Origin of the sequence: Halobaculum sp. MBLA0143 (genome assembly GCF_041361465.1) — an archaeon.
Classification (GTDB): domain Archaea; phylum Halobacteriota; class Halobacteria; order Halobacteriales; family Haloferacaceae; genus JAHENP01.
Genome location: NZ_JBGKAC010000001.1, coordinates 1,116,059 through 1,132,411, shown reverse-complemented (window position 1 = coordinate 1,132,411; position 16,353 = coordinate 1,116,059). Strand labels below are relative to the sequence as shown.

The window sequence follows — 16,353 nt, the reverse complement described above, 5'->3', positions numbered from 1 at the left end:
GCCGTCCCCCCGGAGTCACTCGTGTGAGTGTGATCGCCGGGAGCCCCGTCGCGGCTGTCGGCGCCGTCGAGGCGGCCGTCGGCTCAGCCGAACGAGAGTCGGCCGCCCGCGAGTTGGAGCGCGAGCCCGACACCGAAACAACCGAACAGTAGGCCGGCGGTCGGGAACGTCGTGGTGCGCCAGGTGGCGGCGCCCAGCCAGGCGAGGGAGAAGGCGACCGCCGCGATCACGAGCCCGCCGGCCGCCAGCGCGTCCCGTCGCGGGTCGTCCCCCCCGAGACCGACCCCGATCAGGAGCGCCCAGACGGCCAGCCAGACGAACGGATCCGCGAGCGCCCCGGCGTTCACGTCGACGGCGAGCCCCGCGAGGAACGCGACGGCTCCGACCCCACCCAGCCCGAGCTTGACCGTCTCACTCGACAGCACGCCAACAGGTCTGTCCCGAGGCGGTGTTAAGCGTTGCCGTGGTGGTGCACTCGGAGCCGGCCGGCGATGCCAGCACACATCGTGGTGAGTCCGATCATGTTCTCACCTCGTTGGAATGCATGTAGCCTCATAATATAAATCTCATGTAGCAGTTCTAATCTTTATCTTCAAAAATTACACACATCGTCAGGGATTCCCACCCGTCCGTTATCACTGTAGACCAAAGAAATGGTTAATAATTAGACTACTGTACCTACATAATTCCAATAGTTTTTGTTCACGAGTTCCTCATACGGGTGTGTGAGAGAACATATCAGCCGAACTGGGTCAACCGAGGATAGAGACGTCGGCGGCGACTACGCAGTGAAGACTGACGGACTCACCAAGCGGTTCGGCGACACGACAGCCGTGGGTCGGATCAATATTCGTATCCCGAAGGGTGAAGTGTACGGGTTCTTGGGCCCGAATGGTGCCGGGAAAACGACGACGATGCGGATGTTGACAGGACTCACACGACCGACCGACGGATCTGCGGAAGTGGCAGGTGTCTCCGTCGCTGATCGGTCTGAGCTCGCTCCTAGAATCGGGTACGCGCCGGATACGCCGCCGCTGTACGAACAGTTGACCGGCTGGGAGCAGATTCGGCTCGCAGCGGACGTGTACGGAGTCGACGACGACGAGACGGACACCGAACAGTATCTCGCGCGCTTCGACATGCTGGAGGACGCACATTCCAGAATATCCGGGTACTCGAAGGGAATGCGTCAGAAGATCAACGTCATCCAGGCGGTAATTCACTCTCCCGAAGTCTTGTTCCTCGACGAGCCGACCGGTGGACTCGACCCACGGGCCGCGAACAAGATGGAAGAACTCCTCTCAGAACTGTCCGAAGCAGGGACCACGATTTTCCTGTCGACGCACATCTTAGAGGTGGCTGAACGGGCTGCCGACAGGGTCGGGCTCCTGCACGAGGGAGAGCTGCTGACTCAGGAGTCGCCGGAGGAGCTGGTGGCCGACGTGGGCGAGTCGGAGGACAGCGGTCTGAACGAGGTCTTCCTGAAGCTCACCCAAGAGCGTCGGGGTGACACAGAGTGACACCGGGAGTGTCTGGCGACTCGGTCCGGCGTGTTCTCACGGTGATCCGTTTCGACGCTCGCCGTCGCCGCCGTGAGTTCGAACTACTGACAGTACCGATCGCCTTCGTACTGTGGGGGTACGTCGCGTTCCGGATCATCCAGCCCAACGGACAGGGAGCACTCTATTTCGGTGAACAGTTTCTGGCAGGCGACCACGCGGCGGTAGCGACAGCGGTCGTCAAGACACTGGTCGGTGGCCTGCTGGTCGTTGTGGTTGCGACCGTGTTCGACACTGTGAAGGGTGAAGCGGAACTGTCCAACGGCGACAGGGGGCTGATCGTTCGCCTCACTGTCTCCGAGTATCTCGCTAGGCTCACACTCAGAAACGTCAGCTCGAAGCTGTTCGTGTTCGGGCCTCCGGTGGTCGCCGGCGCGGGTGCGTTCTACTACGGCTCTCGTGCGCTCCTGCCGTCGGTGTCGCTGCTGTTGATTTCTCTCTGTGTGATCCCGCTGGGCGTCGCACTGGGATACTCCTTGGGACTTGTAGGGTTGTCGTCGGTCCAGGCGGCCGATCTGGAGGCCGAACAGGAGACCATCTTCGGGTTCGTCACCGTAGCTCTGCTCGGATTCTTTATAATCAGCTGGAATCCCATAGTGGAGGGGTTGGTCGCCACCCCAGTCCGGTTCGTCGGTGTCGCAGGGCTAGCTCTGGTGCCACCGTTCGACGCGCCACTCGGTGAGGCGCTACTCGGTGGGGCTGCGTTGCTGACGGCGACGGCGGTCAGTCTCGTCGGGTCCGCCAGCGTGGCCGACCGGATCTGGCTCGGTGACACGGTCGCCTCCGAGGACGACCCCGAGGAGACGGACGAATCCGACGGGGAGCCACTCCCCGATAGAGTCCCGCTCGAACGACTGTTCTCTCGTCGTGTCGGCGCACTCCTCCGCAGCACTTGGCGGACGGCCGCGCGGAGTCCAGTCACGCTCGTCTACGCCGTTCCACCGCTGGTCACACCACTGTTGTTGCTGATCGACCCGACAGTATCTGGATTCGGGGTCGCCCACGCCCTCGGTGCGATCTCCGTCGGACTGGCCGCCGGGAGTGCGGTAAACATCAACGTCGTCGACAGGGAGGGAGTGGCGCTTCCCTGGGTCCTCACCTCACCTCTGACGGCCACAGAGTACGTCAGGGCGAAGCTGTTCGCGGTCGCCCTTCCGATGGTGCCCGTGGCCGTCGTGACGACGGGTGGTCTCGCCGCCGCCGTTGGCGTCTCGCCCGTCGAGACCGTCGCGGTCGTCGCACTCGGTTGTCTCTACGCTGTCGCCTCTCCCGCCCTCTCGATCCTGTTCGGTGTCGTTGCGAGAGACCAGAGCGAGGGGCCTGTCGTCGGCGGGGGACCGACTGCCCCGGCAACGACCGTCCTCGTGGTCTACAGCGTCTGTCAACTCCTCGTCTGTCTCCCGGTCCTCTCCGTCGTCTCCGTCGACACGACGGGAGCGATCCTCCTCAACACCGTGATCGGTGTGTCCGTCGCCGCGACTGCGGGGTACGGTGCGATTCTGTACGCGAGACGGGAAGTAGAAAACTTAGTGTTACCCGTCACGGACACGGAACCGTTCCGCCCGTGACCTCGGGTCTACGCCAGCCTGAAGATCACCACGTCCCGTGGAACGTGTCGAACTCCAACTCGTCCAACGGCTTGTTGCCGACGGCGATCTCGTACTCGCCGGGCGTGAGCATCGGCTTGTGGAACTGCGGGCCGTCGTCGGTGGTGATCCGGGGGCAGCCGGTGTTGACGAACGCGTCCATGTCGAAGTTGCGGAGGCGGTCGGGCGTCACCTCGTCCATCGTGATGAGGTAGGCGTCGTCGTTGGCTTCGACGATCTCCTGGGCCTGCTCCCAGCGGCCCTGCCCGATCTTGGTACAGAAGATGACGCCCCACTTGTCGGCGTCCATCGCCTTGTGGACGGAGGCGTAGCGTTGCTTCATGAACTTCTCCGTGTCGGCCACCTCGACGACGTTGTTGACGGGGTCTGCGATGACGACCGTCTTGTCCGGGTGCTCCATCGCCAGGCCGAGGGGGTGGAACTTCCCGCCGCCGACGTAGAGGATCTGGTCGGCGTCCACCTGGGCGGAGGCGTAGTTACACCCCAGCACCTGGCCCTCGTGGGTGAGTCGGTCGTCGCCGCGGCGGGTGTGGACCTCGTAGCCCCGCTCGGCCAGCCAGTCGAACATGTCGTCGAACAGGTTCATGTGCTGGGCGGTGGTGACGAGCCCCACGTCCGGATCGTCGTCCGGGTCGGTCAGCTCCTCGAGCGACTCCTCCATGATCCCGAACGGGTCGACGTTGGAGAACAACGGGACGTAGAGGATCTTGTCGGACTCCTTCATCGGGGAGTGGCCGAAGTGGACGAACAGGTCCGTCCGACGCATCAGGTAGGTGTCCAAGTCACACGCGCCGTAACACGGCTGCCCGGACAACAGGAACGTCGCGTCGTCGGTGAGCTGACGGAGGTCGTCGGCGACGGCCGGGCCGCGTCGCTTCAGTCCCTCCGGGAACTGGAGTCCGACGGTGTCTGCGTCGCGTTCTTCCAGTTCCTCGACGATCCGTTCGAGCTCGTAGTCCCACTCGCGGTCGTGTTTCAGCGACAGTCCGGTGTTGCGGAGATCACCCTCACTACGGTCCTCGCTCGCAGTCCGTTCACTCATCGCTCGCGATAGCCGTTGGAACGGGTTAAGCTGTCCGTTCCTCACCCCCGGTTCGGGGGCGTCACCGAGTCTCGTCGTCAGGCTCCGACGATCAGGTCGATCGCGCCGACGGTCTCGCCGACCACCCAGCCGACGAACAGGAGGTACGCGCCCAAGAGCGCGTACGACTCGCCGGTCGTGAGTGAGAGGCCAGTCCGCAGCATCGTGAACAGGAGGATCGTCGCCACGGTCAACACACCCATCATCGGAGCGGCGACGGCGAAGTCGACGGGGACGTCGCCGACGATCAACACGCCCAGCGGGATGGCGACGAGCAGGTCGAACGTGTTCGACCCGAGGACGTTCCCCAGACTCGTCACCCCCCTGCCGTCGCGGGCCGCACGGACGGACACGAGCGCGTCCGGCAGGCTCGTGGCCGCCGCGAGGATCGTCACGCCCGCGAGAAACTCCGGGATACCGAACACGCCGACGAGCCCCTCCACGGCCCCGACGAGCTGTTCGACCGCGATCAGGATGACCGCGAGCCCGGCGGCGAGTCGGCCCCAGGCCCGCCCGACCGGGACTCGCTCGCCGTCCGCGTCGGGCTCGTGGTCGTTCACGTCCTGCCACTGGATGAACACGTACAGTCCGTACAGGAGCAACGGGATGGCTGCCAACGGACGAGTCACCTCGCCGGTCAGCGACGGCCCGCCCGCGACGGGGAAGTAGATCACCGCGAGCGCGAACGTGACGATCAGCCCGGAGACGGCGAGCATGTAGAACTGTGCTTCCTTGTAGACGAGCGTGCGGTCGGCGTCCACCGGAGCGGCGGTCACGAGCCCGGCCAGCCCGGGGATCACGAGCACGTTGAACACCGCAGAGCCGACGACGGCGCCGACCCCCATCCCGAAGGAGCCGGCGGCGGCTGCGAACACCACGCTCGCCAGCTCCGGGGAGCTAGAGCCAACCGCCACCACGACGGAGCCCTGGATCACGTCCGGCAGGCCGTAGTAGCGCGACAGCTCCTCTGCCGCCTGCTCCAACAGTCCGCTCCCGACCCAGATCGACAGCGTCGTGACGACACAGACGGCGACGAACACCGCGGGAACCTGCGGGAGGAGTCCACCCAGAACCATCGTCCGGCGAGACACGGGGTAGCGGCAAGAGCCTTGCTACAACGTGGAACGTCCGCCGCGCCAACCCCTGGCTCGTGCTCTGCGACGTCTGCGAGCGAGTCGGTGTCGACGGCGACCAGGGGTCAGTGGTCGTCCTCGCGCCACTTGTGCTCGCACTCCGTACAGGTGAAGAAGCGTGTCTCGGACTCGTCTGCGGCGCGGATCTGCTTCATCTCGTAGCTGGCACGGTCGTTGCCACACTTCGGACAGTGAACCTCCGTCGTCGGTGCGACCTGGGTGTCGTCCACGTCGCTCACGTCGACGACCTCTGTCTCGTCTTGCCCGTCGGTGACCGACATCCCGGTCTCCTCGGCGGCGTTGCGTTCCTCCTCGGCGCCACACGAGCCACACACCCAGACATCGTCGTTCGCCTTCATCATCGAGCCGCAGTCGTCGCAGAACTTCATGCCGGCCCGCTAGCACACGGACGCTCAAGGGCCTGACGGATAATCGACGGCGTACGGTTCCCGAACGTGTATGCCGCTGGCTCTCCTTGTCGGGACAGATGGGCGTTCTCGACACCGACCGCCGGGTGTTCGCACTCGCGTTCGCTCGGATGGCAGACTCGCTGGGCAACTCGTTCCTCATCGTCGTGCTGCCGGCGTACGTCGGGAGCATCGTCGGTGACGCCGGCGCGGCCGTCGCCGGCGTCTCGCTGTCGACGACGTTGCTCGTCGGGATCGCGCTGTCGGTGTTCGGCCTCCTCAACAGCGGCCTCCAGCCGCTCACCGGGCGGCTCTCCGACCGCTTCGGCACGCGAACGGGGTTCATCCTCTCGGGACTCCTGTTGCTCGGGATCGGGTCGGCGGGCTACCCCTTCACGGACAGCTACCCCGCGCTCGTCGCGCTCCGGGCGCTCCAGGGGGTCGGCGCCGCGCTGACGATCCCCGCGACGGTGGCGCTCGTCAACGAACTGGGCGACCCGGACACCCGGGGCGGCAACTTCGGCGTGTACAACACGTTCCGGCTGATCGGCTTCGGGTTCGGGCCGTTGGCGGCCGGCGCGATCCAGCAGTTCTACGGCTTCGACGCCGCCTTCGCCGTCGCCGTCGTGGGCGCCGCCGTCGGCTTCCTGCTCGTGTGGGCGCTCGTCGACGACCCGGAGGAGACCGGCGCCGCGGCCGGGGACGACGTGTCGCTGGCCGTGCGCGGGGAGTCGACGCTGTTGGACCCCGTGTTCACGCTCGGTGTCGCCACGGTCGTCATGGCGATGGGGATCTCGTTGTTCGCCACGCTTGAGGCGCCGATCAACGAGCGGCTGGACCAGGGCGCGTTCCTGTTCGGCACCCAGTTCGGCGTCGCCGTCCTGGCGAACGTGGTGTTCCAGATCCCCATCGGGGAGGCCTCCGACCGCTACGGCCGGCGGCCGTTCCTGCTCGCGGGGCTCGTGATCCTGGTGCCGTCCACGCTCGTCCAAGGGTTCGTGACCACGTCGGCGACGATGATCGTCGCCCGCGCAGTCCAGGGACTGGCGGTCGCGCTCGTGTTCCCGGTGTCGCTGGCGCTCGCGGGCGACATCGCGGGCGAGGGGCAGTCCGGCTCCACGCTGTCGGTGCTGACGACCGGGTTCGGGCTCGGCACCGCCATCGGCCCGCTCGTCTCCGGCGTGTTGGGAGGGGTCGACTACGTCGCCCCGTTCGCGTTCGTCGCCGGACTCGGTGTGCTCGCGTTGTTGCTCGTCACCACACAGGTGTACGACCCCGAGACGGACGACACTCCCGGCCCCGGCGGCGAGCCGACCCCACGCGAGTAGTCGACGGCCCGGCCCCTCGAGAGTAGCTAACAGCCCGATCACCCGCGAGTAGTCGACGGCCCGACAGTCGAGTAGTGATTTCTCGTAGTAACGGACCAACGAGCTAAGTTCGAGGAGTTACAGTAACGCATAGATGGGGATTCCGAGACGATGAGTTCAGGCGGTGATCGGTCGCCCGAGGCCGAACTGGGCCTCTTGGACGCGACGATGATCGGGATGGGTGCAATGATCGGTGCAGGCATCTTCGTTCTCACGGGGCTGGCCGCGAAGACGGCCGGTCCGGCTGCCATCCTGGTGTTTCTGCTGAACGGTGTCGTAACCACTTTCACCGGGCTCTCGTACGCAGAGCTCGCGAGCGCCATTCCGAAGAGCGGCGGCGGGTACGCCTTCGTCAACGAGGTGTTCGGCGACCTCGTCTCCTTCCTGATGGGGTGGATGCTGTGGTTCGCGTACATGATCGCCGGAGCGCTGTACGCGCTCGGGTTCGCGCCCAACTTCGTGGAGCTGCTCCACATCTACCTCTCCGGGTCGGTGCCGGCGCCGGAGACGGTGGGGGCGACGACGATCACCGGGCTCGCGCTCGGGGCCGTCGTGTTGCTCGTGTTGCTGAACACGGCCTCGACGGCCGCCGCCGGCTCCGCCGAGACCGTGTTCACGATCACGAAGGTCGCAATCCTGGTCGTGTTCGTCTACTTCGGCGTCCAGGCGGCCCAGTTCTCGACTGCGGAGTTCCAGCCGTTGTTCCCGGGAGAGAAGACGCCGACAGACATACTGCCGGCGATGGGGCTCACCTTCATCGCGTTCGAGGGGTACGACCTCATCACGACCGTCACGGAGGAGGTGGAGAACCCCCGCGAGAACATCCCGCGGGCGATCTTCCTGTCGCTGGGCGCGACCGTGATCGTCTACCTCGCCGTCGTCGGGGTGGCGATGGGACGCTGGGGGCAGAGGAGTTGGGCGCAGCCGGCGAGACCGGCATCGCCGAGGCGGCGGGCAACTTCATGCCGTCGCTCCCGGTGATCGGCGGCGGTGAGGCGCTGATCGTGTTCGGCGCCGTGTTCTCCACGCTGACCGCGCTCAACGCCGTCGTGATCGCGTCCAGCCGTGTCGCGTTCTCGATGGGACGGGACGGACGGCTGCTCCCACGGTTCGGCCAGATTCACCACCGGTTCGGCACGCCCGCGGTCGCCATCCTCGCCAGCGCCGTCGTGATGGTCGGCTCCGTCGCGTTCGTGCCGATCCGTCAGGTGGGCAACCTCTCGTCGTTGTTCTTCCTGCTGTCGTTCGTCGTCGTGAACGCCAGCGTGATTCGGCTGCGACGTCAGCGGCCGAATCTGAACCGACCGTTCGAGATGCCGTTGTACCCGGTCGCTCCGGTCGCCGGGATCGTCCTCAACCTCGTGCTCGGACTCTACATCGACCTGGAGACGTGGCTGCTGGGCAGCGGCTGGATCGCTCTCGGCATCGTCACCTTCTACTCGCTCCGTGCGTTCCGGAACCGCGGAGGGGGGGTCGAAGCGCCGGGCGCCGAAGGGTCCAGTCAGGAGCCGACGACGCCCGAAAGCGTCAACCCGTCGGGGTCTGAAACGCCAGACTGATGACTGGAAAACTGAACGTCGTCGTCGCCGGCGCCGGACGGGTCGGATTCGAGACCGTCCAACGGCTCCGCGGCTACGGCCACGACCTGACCGTCGTCGAATCGGACGGCGACCGTTGTGACGCGATCGCCGACGAGTACGTCGCCACCGTGATCCGGGGTGACGCCAGCGACCCAGACGTGTTGGAACAGGCCGGGGTCGGCGACGCCGACGCCGTCGCCGCCCTCACGGGCGACAGCGGCGTCAACCTCGCCGTCTGCGTGATCGCCCGCGAGATGAACCCGGAGGTTCGGACGGTCGCACGCATCGACAGCCCGAGTCAGGAGCGGTACGGGGAGTTCGTCGACGCCGTCGTGTTCCCGGAGCTGTCCGGCGGCCGCGCGGCCGCGAACGAGGTGTTGGCGGGCGGCGTCGAGACGCTCGCCGACGTGACCGGTGAACTCGACATCATGGAGATCGAGGTGGCAGAGGGCGCCCCCGCGGCCGGCCGGACGCTGTCTGCCGTTCGATTCCCCGCCGGCACGCTCGTCATCTCCGGCGAGGACGGCGGCCAGATCGCCCGCCCGGAGACGACACTCACTCCCGGACGCCGGTACATCGTCGCCGCCGAGTCGGAGGTGGCCGACGAGGTCGTCCACCTCCTGCGCGGGTGAGCCCCGCGCCGGGTCGAGGGTACAGCTTATTGTCTGTCGCCGCGTCTGTGTGGCTATGCTCGCTCGACGGACGGTGCTGACAGTCGGCGTAGTGGCGATGTTGTTACTGACCGGCTGTGCAGCGACACAGGAGGAGTTCAGCTTCGAGTCGGCGCCGGCGACGGTGGCGGACGACGCAGTGTCGGAGGCAGGCTACGAGTCCACGGGCGGACCGGAGACGCTGACGGTCAACCGGACGGTCGACGCCGGCGGCCAACAACGCGACGTGACGGTGACCAACTACGTCACGGCGTACACTCGGAGCGTCCAGATCGGCGGCCAGCAGCGCACGCTGGCGGGTGCAGCCGTGTTCACGACGCCGTCCATCTCCCTCGTCGGCCAGGAGTTCAACCCCATCGCGGACCAGTCCAACCGACAGCTCGTCCAACGGGCCCGCAACCGCGTCCAAGGCCGGATCGACGGCAACCGCATTCGTGACGTGTCGTTCGTGGAGAACCGCTCGGCGACCGTCCTCGGGAGAGAGACCACCGTCGGCGTGTTCTCCGGCACGACCACCGTCCAGGGGGTCGAGGTGGTGTTGCGGATCCACGTCACCCGGGTGAAACACGACGGCGACTTCGTGCTCGTGGCCGGCGCCTACCCGCAGACGCTGGCGGCCGACGAACGCCCGCGGTTGGAGACCGTGTTCGGCGCCGTCGAACACGAGGGGTAGCTCGCTCCAGTCGCTCGGACCGTCCGAACCGCCCGCCTCACTGGAACTCCGGCTCGCGGTTCTCCAGGAACGCCGCCATCCCCTCGCGCTGGTCGTGGGTCCCGAACAGTCCGCTCCAGAGCCGTCGCTCCGTCGCCAGCCCCGCCGTCAGCGGCTCCTCGTGGGCGGCGTTGACGGCCTCCTTGGCGGCGGCGACTGCGAACCCCGGCCGAGCGGCCAGCTCGCCCGCGAGGTCGTCGATCCGGTCGTCGAACGCCTCGGCGGCGACCACCTCGCCGACTAAGTCGGCGTCGGCGGCCGCCTCGGCGTCCAGCCGTTCGCCCAGGAAGATCATCCGTCTGGCCGTCTCGTCGCCGACGAGCCGCGGGAGCCGCTGTGTCCCGCCCCAGCCCGGGACGATTCCCAGATCCGTCTCCGTCTGACCGAGCACCGCGTCCTCGCTCGCCACGCGGAGATCACACGCCAACGCGAGCTCACAGCCGCCGCCGAAGGCGTAGCCGTCCACCGCCGCGACGACCGGCGCCGGGAACGTCTCCAGTGACCGCGCCACGTCGTGACCCAACTCCGCGTACGCCTGCGCCTCCGGCGTGGTGAGGTCCTGCATGTAGCCGATATCCGCCCCGGCGACGAACGCCTCGTCGCCGGCACCGCGCAGAACGACTGTGCGCGCGTCGGCCGCCTCCGCCTCCGCGATTCCCGTCTGGAGGCCTTCGAGCACTTCGACGTTCAGCGCGTTCAGTCGTTCAGGCCGCGAGACGGTGAGCGTGGCTACGTCGTCTTCTGTGTCGAGTGAGACCGTGTCTGTGTCGGGCACGGTCGGAGGTTCCGTCCCGCGCCGTATATAGCTGTACGTATCAGAGTACTGTCTCGCGGACTGTCTCTCGGACTACCTCGTTGTCGGCGACGTACTGTGCCAGCTTCTCGCGGTACGTGGACCGATCCTCACCGCGTTCGACCCCGGTGACGGTCTCTAGGTCGTCGTGGAAGGCGAGCAGGTCGAACCGGTACTCCTCGGTCCCGCCGACGATCACTCCACAGTCGTGGGCTTGGAGGTGGTCGGTCGCGCGTCGGCCACGGCTCGTCACCCGGAGTTTGCCGTCGTAGTGCTCGTCGAGCGTGTCGTTGAACTGTTCCTCGAACGTCCCGTACGCCTCGCCGTCGAGGTCGACCAGGAGGACGAGCTCGACCGCCGCCAGCCGCAGCGCGTTCGAGCGGAACTTCTTCAGCACCCGCGACCGACCGCCTTCGGCCTTGTACAGCCACCGGGTCGCGTCGTCGACGCGGTGTTGCCGGATGCGCTTCTCCTGGGTGTCGTCCGTCTCGTCTGCCAGGAACGTGTCGTAGTCGCGTCGGTCCGTCACGCGACGGTGGAGCACCCGCAGGAACTCCACGTCGTGACGACCCTCCGTCATGACGACGACCGACGACATTCAGATCCCCCGTAAGTCCGTGTTCAGCTCCTCTAACTCCGCTTCGGCCTGCTCGTAGTCGAGTTCCTTCGCCAGCAGATCCGTCATCTGGATTACCCGGAACTCCTCGCGGAGGAAATCGCCGTGTTCTCGCTCTGTCGGCGGGGCGAAGAACGACTCGATCAGGTCCTCGCGGTGGGTCGTGAGGAACAACTGCACGTCCTCCTGGCGGGCCACCTGGAGCAACTGCTGTGTGAACTCGTTCACGTAGCCGGGGTGCATGTGGACCGCCGGCTCCTCGATCAGCATCACTTCGGTGTCCGCGTCCTGGTCGTACAGTTCCCAGAGAATGCCGACGAGCGTCTTGAATCCCGAGCCCATGAAGTCGTAGGGGACCTCCTCGCGCTCGTCGCCCTCCTCGAAGACGAGTCTGCCGAACGAGAAGTCCACCAAGCCGTCGACGATGTCGTTGTCGATCAGGAAGTCCTCGATTCGGCTGCGGCGGATAGCGGCACCGTCTGTGTTCGGATCGGGGGTGTCGTTTGTAATTCCCGGGCTTACCACAAAACGAGTGGACATCAACTCTTCTGATTCTGACCAGCCAAATTCAAATCTTGTACCTTCGAGGTTGTATATATAATCTCCGCTAACCCCGATAGGGTTGCTTAGGCTTTCCTCATTATTTAGTGTTCTTTCCAAGATGTCTCTGTTCACTGCTGTTTCTTTAATAAGCTTGATATACTCAGTGGAATGGTATGTATCCCCATTTACGATAGACAGAAGTCTGTTTAATCTTTTGTATTGTTTTCTGTTTTTTGCACTTTTTATTGCTTCTTGTTTGTCTATGGATGCAGTCTCTGCAGTATAATCGCTAATTTCGTCTAGAACCTTGCGAACTTCTGCCTCAAGATCTCTCCTGAACAGGTCAAAGGCCGCGTCTTCGTCGTAGCGTTCAACAGTTACTGGTCTATTCGCTACTTCCACATCACCACCGACTTCTATATTAACTGTCGCTTCCTCGGCCCCCTCCCGCACGACCTTATCCAAATTCCCGTCGAACCGCGAGATCGAACTCGGATCCAGCGCCAGGTGCAACGCCTCCAACAGCGAAGTCTTCCCCACGTTGTTCCGTCCGACGATCAGGTTGACACCACCGGGGTGAACTTCGGCCTCGTCGACGGCCTTGAAATCGCGGACGGAGAGTTCGGTGACGCGGGTCATTCAGTTACCCCACACTCGCGCGGTCACGGATTTCACTTCTTCGGTGACTCCACCGCGCACCCACACCCACCCAACGAACCACAGACCACAACACACAACTGCCGGCCCGCGAACCCCACGCTCGTGAGCCTCACCGACGAGGAGACGGAACGGCTGGCAGACGTGGTCCGGCTCCAGCCGACGAAAAACGGCGAGCTAGAAGAACAGTGGGGGCTCGACTCCGGCAGCGAGGTCCACAGCTACCTCGAAGACCACCTGGGCGACTACTACTACCGCGACGACGACAGTCTGATCCGGGCGACGCCGGAGGCGGCCGAGCTGACGGGCGCGGAGCCGGGCGTCGAGGGTGACGAAGACGGCGACGGCCCGACCCGGATCAGGGTGCCGGAGCGACAGGCGCAGGTGTTCGCCGTGCTCGCCGGGCCCGACGAACGGTCACAGTCCGTCGTCTCCACGCTCCAGGACGTGCGCGCAGAGTTCGACGTCGACCCGGAGGCGGAAGACGTCCGGAGCGCACTCCAGGCGCTGCGCCGGAAGAACGTCGTCGAGGTGATCTACCGCACCGTGCCGACGTTCCGCCGGACGGTGGAACGCGACGCCGTCGAAGTCGAGAGCACGGACTGAGCCTCCCGTCAGTTCCGTCTCACTCCCCGTCGGCGGCCCGGTCGCGGGCGCGCTTCCGGCGACGCGCCAGCAGTCGCCGGACGGCCTTCCCCGGGCCGCCGTCGACCGGCCACCCGCCGGTTCGTGACTGTGGCGGCTCAGGCGCGAACGACTCACAGGAGCCGGAACACTCCGCCGCCGTCTGGTGACAGCCCTTCGCGGTGCAGTACGGGACGAGCGCGCGGCCGTGCCGCCGGAGTTCGAACCCACGACAGTCCGGACGCGTCGTCTCCTCGTACGACCGAACGCCGGCGTCGTAGGCGCGTTCCGCCAGCTCGAGCCGGTAGCTGGGGTGCGCCTCCGGCGACTCCTCGCGGTCGGCGGAGGTGATCGTCTCGTCCGGCTCCAGTCGCGTCGGGTGCCACACCGCCGAGACGGCGTCGCCGGTCACGCCCGCACCGAAGTCACACGACAACACCCCGGCCTCGTGGGGGAACTCCTCCAACAGGACCCGCTCGTCGGCGTCGTCCGTCGCCACCCACACCTCGTCTAACAGTCCGACCGACACGTCGTGTTCGAGCTGTCCCGACAGGGCGTCGGCGGCGCGAGCGTCGAGATCCGGCTTGTTCTCGACTGCGATCAGCCGGCGCACCCAGTCGGGGTACGGCCGGACGCGGCGGAACTCCACCCGACCGCGGGCACCCTCGCGGGTCTCGACGAGCCCGCGGTCGGCGGCGCGGTGGATCGCCGCTCGGACGTACCGCCAGGGGAACCCCGGGTCCGGGAGAGCGTCGCGGTACCAGGCCCACTCTGCCGGCGCGTGTTCCACCACCCGCAGGAGGTCCCGGTCCAGCCCGCGGTCGCCGAACTGTCGGCGGCGGGCGAACGCCGCCGGATCGACCTCCACGACGACCGTGTCCCACCGTCGGCTGTCCGTCCCGAGCTGGCGGGCGACCAGGACCGGCCGGTCGCCACCCGTCGGGTGCCAGTCGAGTTCTGCCCACCGCGAGACCAGGAGTTCGAAGGTGAACTCCGAGTCCCCAGGTCCGACGTACACTATCCCGAGAGCCCGTCTGGGCCCGATCCACCGGAGTCGTCTCGGCGCTCGTCGGGACGCTCCGATCCGTCCGGGAGCAGCGTCCCGAGCGTCTCCGTGTCCGCGGCCGCCACGGCGTCGTCCAACTCTGCCGCCAACTCCGTCTGGCGCTCGCAGAGAGCGACGTACTCCGGGTTGGCCTCGAGCGTCGCGGAGCTCTTGGCCGCCTCCAGCGTCGCCCGCTTGCGGCTCAGCGCGTACAGTTCCTCGACCTCGTCGTCGAACGCCCGGAGCCTCACCAGCCGTGCCACCGTCTCGCGGAGCTCCGTCTCGTCTAACGGCTTCTGGAGGTACTCGTCGAACGGCATCTCCAGGATGTCGAAGTCCGGGTTCACTCCAGTGACCATCGCCACCCGGCAGCCGAACCCTCGCTCGCGGATCGTGGTCAACACCTCGTCGCCGGACAGCCCCGGCATGTGTCGGTCCAACAGGACCACGTCCGTCGTCCCGTCGACCAGTTCGAGGGCGGTCTCTCCGTCCAGCGCGGTCGCCACGTCGTAGCTGTCGCCGAGCCAGATCTCGAACGACCGGGCCACCCGCTCTCGGTCGTCGACCGCCAGCACGCTCGGTCGCTCGTCGCCTGTGCGTCCGTCAGTCTCCGTGTCGGTGTCAGTCATCGGTCCTCCGTTTCGATCACGACCCGCGCGCCGCCGGCTGCCGACGACTCCACCCGAACGCTCCAGCCGTGTGCCTCCGCTACGTCCCGGACGATGCTGAGCCCGAACCCAGTGCCGTCCTCCGAGGCCGTGTGGCCGTAGTCGAACAACGCCTCGTCGGGCGGGTCGTCGAAGCCCGTGCCGTCGTCTGCCACGGCGAACCCCTCCGCCGTCGGCTCCACCGTCACCGTCACCGTCTCGCCGCCGTGTTCGACGGCGTTGCGAAACAGGTTCTCCAACAGTGTCCGGAGTCGCTCGGGGTCGGCCTCCAGTCTCGTGTCCGTGACGGACAGTGTCGCCGTCTCGGTGCCGGCCGTCCGCCAGGCGCTCGTCGCCACCGTCGACAGCGACACCGACTCCGTCTCCCCGACCGTCCGGCCCTGTTTCGCCAGCGTCAACACGTCGTCGATCAGCTCCGCCATCCGGTCGTAGATGTCGTCTAACTCCTCGAGAGCGGACTCGTCGCCGTTCCGAGCGATCACGGTGGCGGCCCGTGCCTCTTGTAGCGGGCTCCGGAGGTCGTGGCTGACGATCCCGGCGAACCGTTCTAACCGCTCGTTCTGCCGCTCCAGCTTCCGCTCGCGTTCGACCCGCTCGGACACGTCCCGCATGATCCCGGAGAACAACTGCTCACCGTGGTGGGTGTGTTCCTCGAACGTGATCGACAGGGGGACCTCGTGGCCGTCGCGGTGACGTGCCGGGAGTTCGATCCCGTTCCAGTCTATCGTCCGGTCGCCGGTGTCGAGGTACGCCCCCATCGCCGCGAAGTGGCTGTCGCGGAACCGCTCGGGCATGATCGTCGTCAGCGGCTCGCCGATCAGCTCCTCGGGCTCGTAGCCGAAGATCCGTTCGACGGAGTCGTTGGCGTACCTGATCTGACTGTCCGCGTCGACGGTCACGATGGCGTCGGAACCGTTCTCCACGAGCGAACGGAAGAACTCCCGGTCGACGGCGTCGTCGAGGCTGTCGGTCGGCACGCGCCCCTCGTCCGTGCCGGACCCGGATTCTGCCATACGCACTCCCGTCCCGGTCCGAACTGCATAAACGTGCGGTTCGACCACCTCTCGCCCGGCTCACGGCCTCGCCACGCCGCTGGACTGTCTGGGTCGGCCGGCGAGCCGTCGGTGGCGTCGCCCACCGGCGCCACAGGCTCTAGTTCGCGGTCGCCGGCCAGGTGGGCGGCGGCGGCGGCGAACGCGTGACCGAGTCCGTCGCGGGCGGCCGTCACAGTCTCTCCGCGGCCCTCGTCGTCCGTGCCACCGATCGCCGAGACGATCGTAGAGTCGCTCG

Annotated in this window: 16 protein-coding genes and 1 pseudogene; 7 read left to right on the top strand and 10 right to left on the bottom strand. The window is 66.4% G+C overall.

Translation table 11 applies throughout. The annotated features are described in order from the left end of the window. Positions 1 to 83 precede the first annotated feature (83 nt). Entirely contained in the window at positions 84 to 425 is a 342-nt protein-coding gene (locus RYH79_RS05910) for a hypothetical protein (protein ID WP_370897177.1), read from the bottom strand. A gap of 300 nt (positions 426 to 725) precedes the next feature. Here RYH79_RS05910 and RYH79_RS05905 point away from each other — a divergent pair, with 300 nt between their 5' ends. Both RYH79_RS05905 and RYH79_RS05900 read left to right on the top strand, forming a co-directional pair. Continuing rightward, the gene (locus RYH79_RS05905) at positions 726 to 1,520 is read left to right on the top strand and encodes an ABC transporter ATP-binding protein (RefSeq protein WP_370897175.1); all 795 of its coding nucleotides are present in this window, start codon (positions 726 to 728) and stop codon (positions 1,518 to 1,520) included. A 41-nt stretch (positions 1,521 to 1,561) separates the two neighbouring features. Continuing rightward, complete coding sequence (locus RYH79_RS05900; protein ID WP_370897173.1) at positions 1,562 to 3,127, top strand: hypothetical protein; 1,566 nt, start codon at positions 1,562 to 1,564, stop codon at positions 3,125 to 3,127. A 25-nt stretch (positions 3,128 to 3,152) separates the two neighbouring features. Here the strand turns inward: RYH79_RS05900 and dph2 are convergent, their stop codons facing one another. The 3 genes from dph2 to RYH79_RS05885 form a co-directional block, all read right to left on the bottom strand. Further along, on the bottom strand, positions 3,153 to 4,208 hold the full coding sequence (dph2, locus tag RYH79_RS05895; protein ID WP_370897171.1) for a diphthamide biosynthesis enzyme Dph2: 1,056 nt from the start codon (positions 4,206 to 4,208) through the stop codon (positions 3,153 to 3,155). Positions 4,209 to 4,285: 77 nt separating this feature from the next. Further along, positions 4,286 to 5,323, bottom strand: a complete 1,038-nt coding sequence (locus RYH79_RS05890; RefSeq protein ID WP_370897169.1) for a sodium:calcium antiporter — start codon at positions 5,321 to 5,323, stop codon at positions 4,286 to 4,288. Positions 5,324 to 5,445: 122 nt separating this feature from the next. Continuing rightward, positions 5,446 to 5,769: a transcription factor S gene (locus RYH79_RS05885; RefSeq protein WP_370897167.1), complete on the bottom strand. Its 324-nt coding sequence runs from the start codon at positions 5,767 to 5,769 to the stop codon at positions 5,446 to 5,448. A gap of 98 nt (positions 5,770 to 5,867) precedes the next feature. Between RYH79_RS05885 and RYH79_RS05880 the strand changes: the two genes are divergently transcribed. The 4 genes and pseudogenes from RYH79_RS05880 (at position 5,868) to RYH79_RS05865 (ending at position 10,078) form a co-directional block, all read left to right on the top strand. Further along, complete coding sequence (locus RYH79_RS05880; RefSeq protein ID WP_370897165.1) at positions 5,868 to 7,115, top strand: MFS transporter; 1,248 nt, start codon at positions 5,868 to 5,870, stop codon at positions 7,113 to 7,115. A 150-nt stretch (positions 7,116 to 7,265) separates the two neighbouring features. Then, positions 7,266 to 8,713 (top strand): annotated as a pseudogene (locus RYH79_RS05875) (APC family permease). Further along, positions 8,713 to 9,366, top strand: a complete 654-nt coding sequence (locus RYH79_RS05870; protein WP_370897163.1) for a potassium channel family protein — start codon at positions 8,713 to 8,715, stop codon at positions 9,364 to 9,366. The pseudogene RYH79_RS05875 and the gene RYH79_RS05870 overlap by 1 nt, the downstream one beginning before the upstream one ends. A gap of 55 nt (positions 9,367 to 9,421) precedes the next feature. Further along, positions 9,422 to 10,078, top strand: coding sequence for a DUF6517 family protein (locus RYH79_RS05865; RefSeq protein WP_370897161.1), 657 nt, complete (start codon positions 9,422 to 9,424; stop codon positions 10,076 to 10,078). Positions 10,079 to 10,115: 37 nt separating this feature from the next. On the opposite strand, the gene RYH79_RS05860 is transcribed toward RYH79_RS05865, so the two are convergent. The 3 genes from RYH79_RS05860 to RYH79_RS05850 are packed head-to-tail and all read right to left on the bottom strand — an operon-like array spanning position 10,116 to position 12,708. Continuing rightward, a complete protein-coding gene (locus tag RYH79_RS05860; RefSeq protein ID WP_370897159.1) occupies positions 10,116 to 10,892 on the bottom strand; it encodes an enoyl-CoA hydratase/isomerase family protein in 777 nt (258 codons plus the stop codon). Between the two features lie 40 nt (positions 10,893 to 10,932). Beyond that, the gene (locus tag RYH79_RS05855; protein ID WP_370897157.1) at positions 10,933 to 11,508 is read right to left on the bottom strand and encodes a hypothetical protein; all 576 of its coding nucleotides are present in this window, start codon (positions 11,506 to 11,508) and stop codon (positions 10,933 to 10,935) included. Beyond that, positions 11,509 to 12,708: an ATP-binding protein gene (locus tag RYH79_RS05850; protein WP_370897155.1), complete on the bottom strand. Its 1,200-nt coding sequence runs from the start codon at positions 12,706 to 12,708 to the stop codon at positions 11,509 to 11,511. Positions 12,709 to 12,831: 123 nt separating this feature from the next. Between RYH79_RS05850 and RYH79_RS05845 the strand changes: the two genes are divergently transcribed. Continuing rightward, complete coding sequence (locus tag RYH79_RS05845; RefSeq protein WP_370897153.1) at positions 12,832 to 13,332, top strand: DUF5797 family protein; 501 nt, start codon at positions 12,832 to 12,834, stop codon at positions 13,330 to 13,332. Between the two features lie 19 nt (positions 13,333 to 13,351). Here RYH79_RS05845 and RYH79_RS05840 read toward each other — a convergent pair whose 3' ends face one another. Genes RYH79_RS05840 through RYH79_RS05830 form a run of 3 tightly spaced genes read right to left on the bottom strand, consistent with a single transcriptional unit; the run spans position 13,352 to position 16,076 of the window. Further along, entirely contained in the window at positions 13,352 to 14,368 is a 1,017-nt protein-coding gene (locus tag RYH79_RS05840; protein ID WP_370897151.1) for a DUF5787 family protein, read from the bottom strand. Beyond that, positions 14,368 to 15,024, bottom strand: coding sequence for a response regulator (locus tag RYH79_RS05835; protein WP_370897149.1), 657 nt, complete (start codon positions 15,022 to 15,024; stop codon positions 14,368 to 14,370). The genes RYH79_RS05840 and RYH79_RS05835 overlap by 1 nt, the downstream gene beginning before the upstream one ends. Beyond that, complete coding sequence (locus tag RYH79_RS05830; RefSeq protein WP_370897147.1) at positions 15,021 to 16,076, bottom strand: PAS domain S-box protein; 1,056 nt, start codon at positions 16,074 to 16,076, stop codon at positions 15,021 to 15,023. The genes RYH79_RS05835 and RYH79_RS05830 overlap by 4 nt, the downstream gene beginning before the upstream one ends. Positions 16,077 to 16,353: the final 277 nt, after the last annotated feature.

What these genes read in the sequence shown, in the direction of transcription:
- RYH79_RS05865 (WP_370897161.1), top strand. Translation starts at nt 9,422, where the DNA reads ATGCTCGCTCGACGGACGGTGCTGACAGTCGGCGTAGTGGCGATGTTG.
- RYH79_RS05880 (WP_370897165.1), top strand. Translation starts at nt 5,868, where the DNA reads ATGGGCGTTCTCGACACCGACCGCCGGGTGTTCGCACTCGCGTTCGCT.
- RYH79_RS05890 (WP_370897169.1), bottom strand. Translation starts at nt 5,323, where the DNA reads ATGGTTCTGGGTGGACTCCTCCCGCAGGTTCCCGCGGTGTTCGTCGCC.
- RYH79_RS05885 (WP_370897167.1), bottom strand. Translation starts at nt 5,769, where the DNA reads ATGAAGTTCTGCGACGACTGCGGCTCGATGATGAAGGCGAACGACGAT.
- RYH79_RS05830 (WP_370897147.1), bottom strand. Translation starts at nt 16,076, where the DNA reads ATGGCAGAATCCGGGTCCGGCACGGACGAGGGGCGCGTGCCGACCGAC.
- RYH79_RS05850 (WP_370897155.1), bottom strand. Translation starts at nt 12,708, where the DNA reads ATGACCCGCGTCACCGAACTCTCCGTCCGCGATTTCAAGGCCGTCGAC.
- RYH79_RS05855 (WP_370897157.1), bottom strand. Translation starts at nt 11,508, where the DNA reads ATGTCGTCGGTCGTCGTCATGACGGAGGGTCGTCACGACGTGGAGTTC.
- RYH79_RS05870 (WP_370897163.1), top strand. Translation starts at nt 8,713, where the DNA reads ATGACTGGAAAACTGAACGTCGTCGTCGCCGGCGCCGGACGGGTCGGA.
- dph2 (WP_370897171.1), bottom strand. Translation starts at nt 4,208, where the DNA reads ATGAGTGAACGGACTGCGAGCGAGGACCGTAGTGAGGGTGATCTCCGC.
- RYH79_RS05835 (WP_370897149.1), bottom strand. Translation starts at nt 15,024, where the DNA reads ATGACTGACACCGACACGGAGACTGACGGACGCACAGGCGACGAGCGA.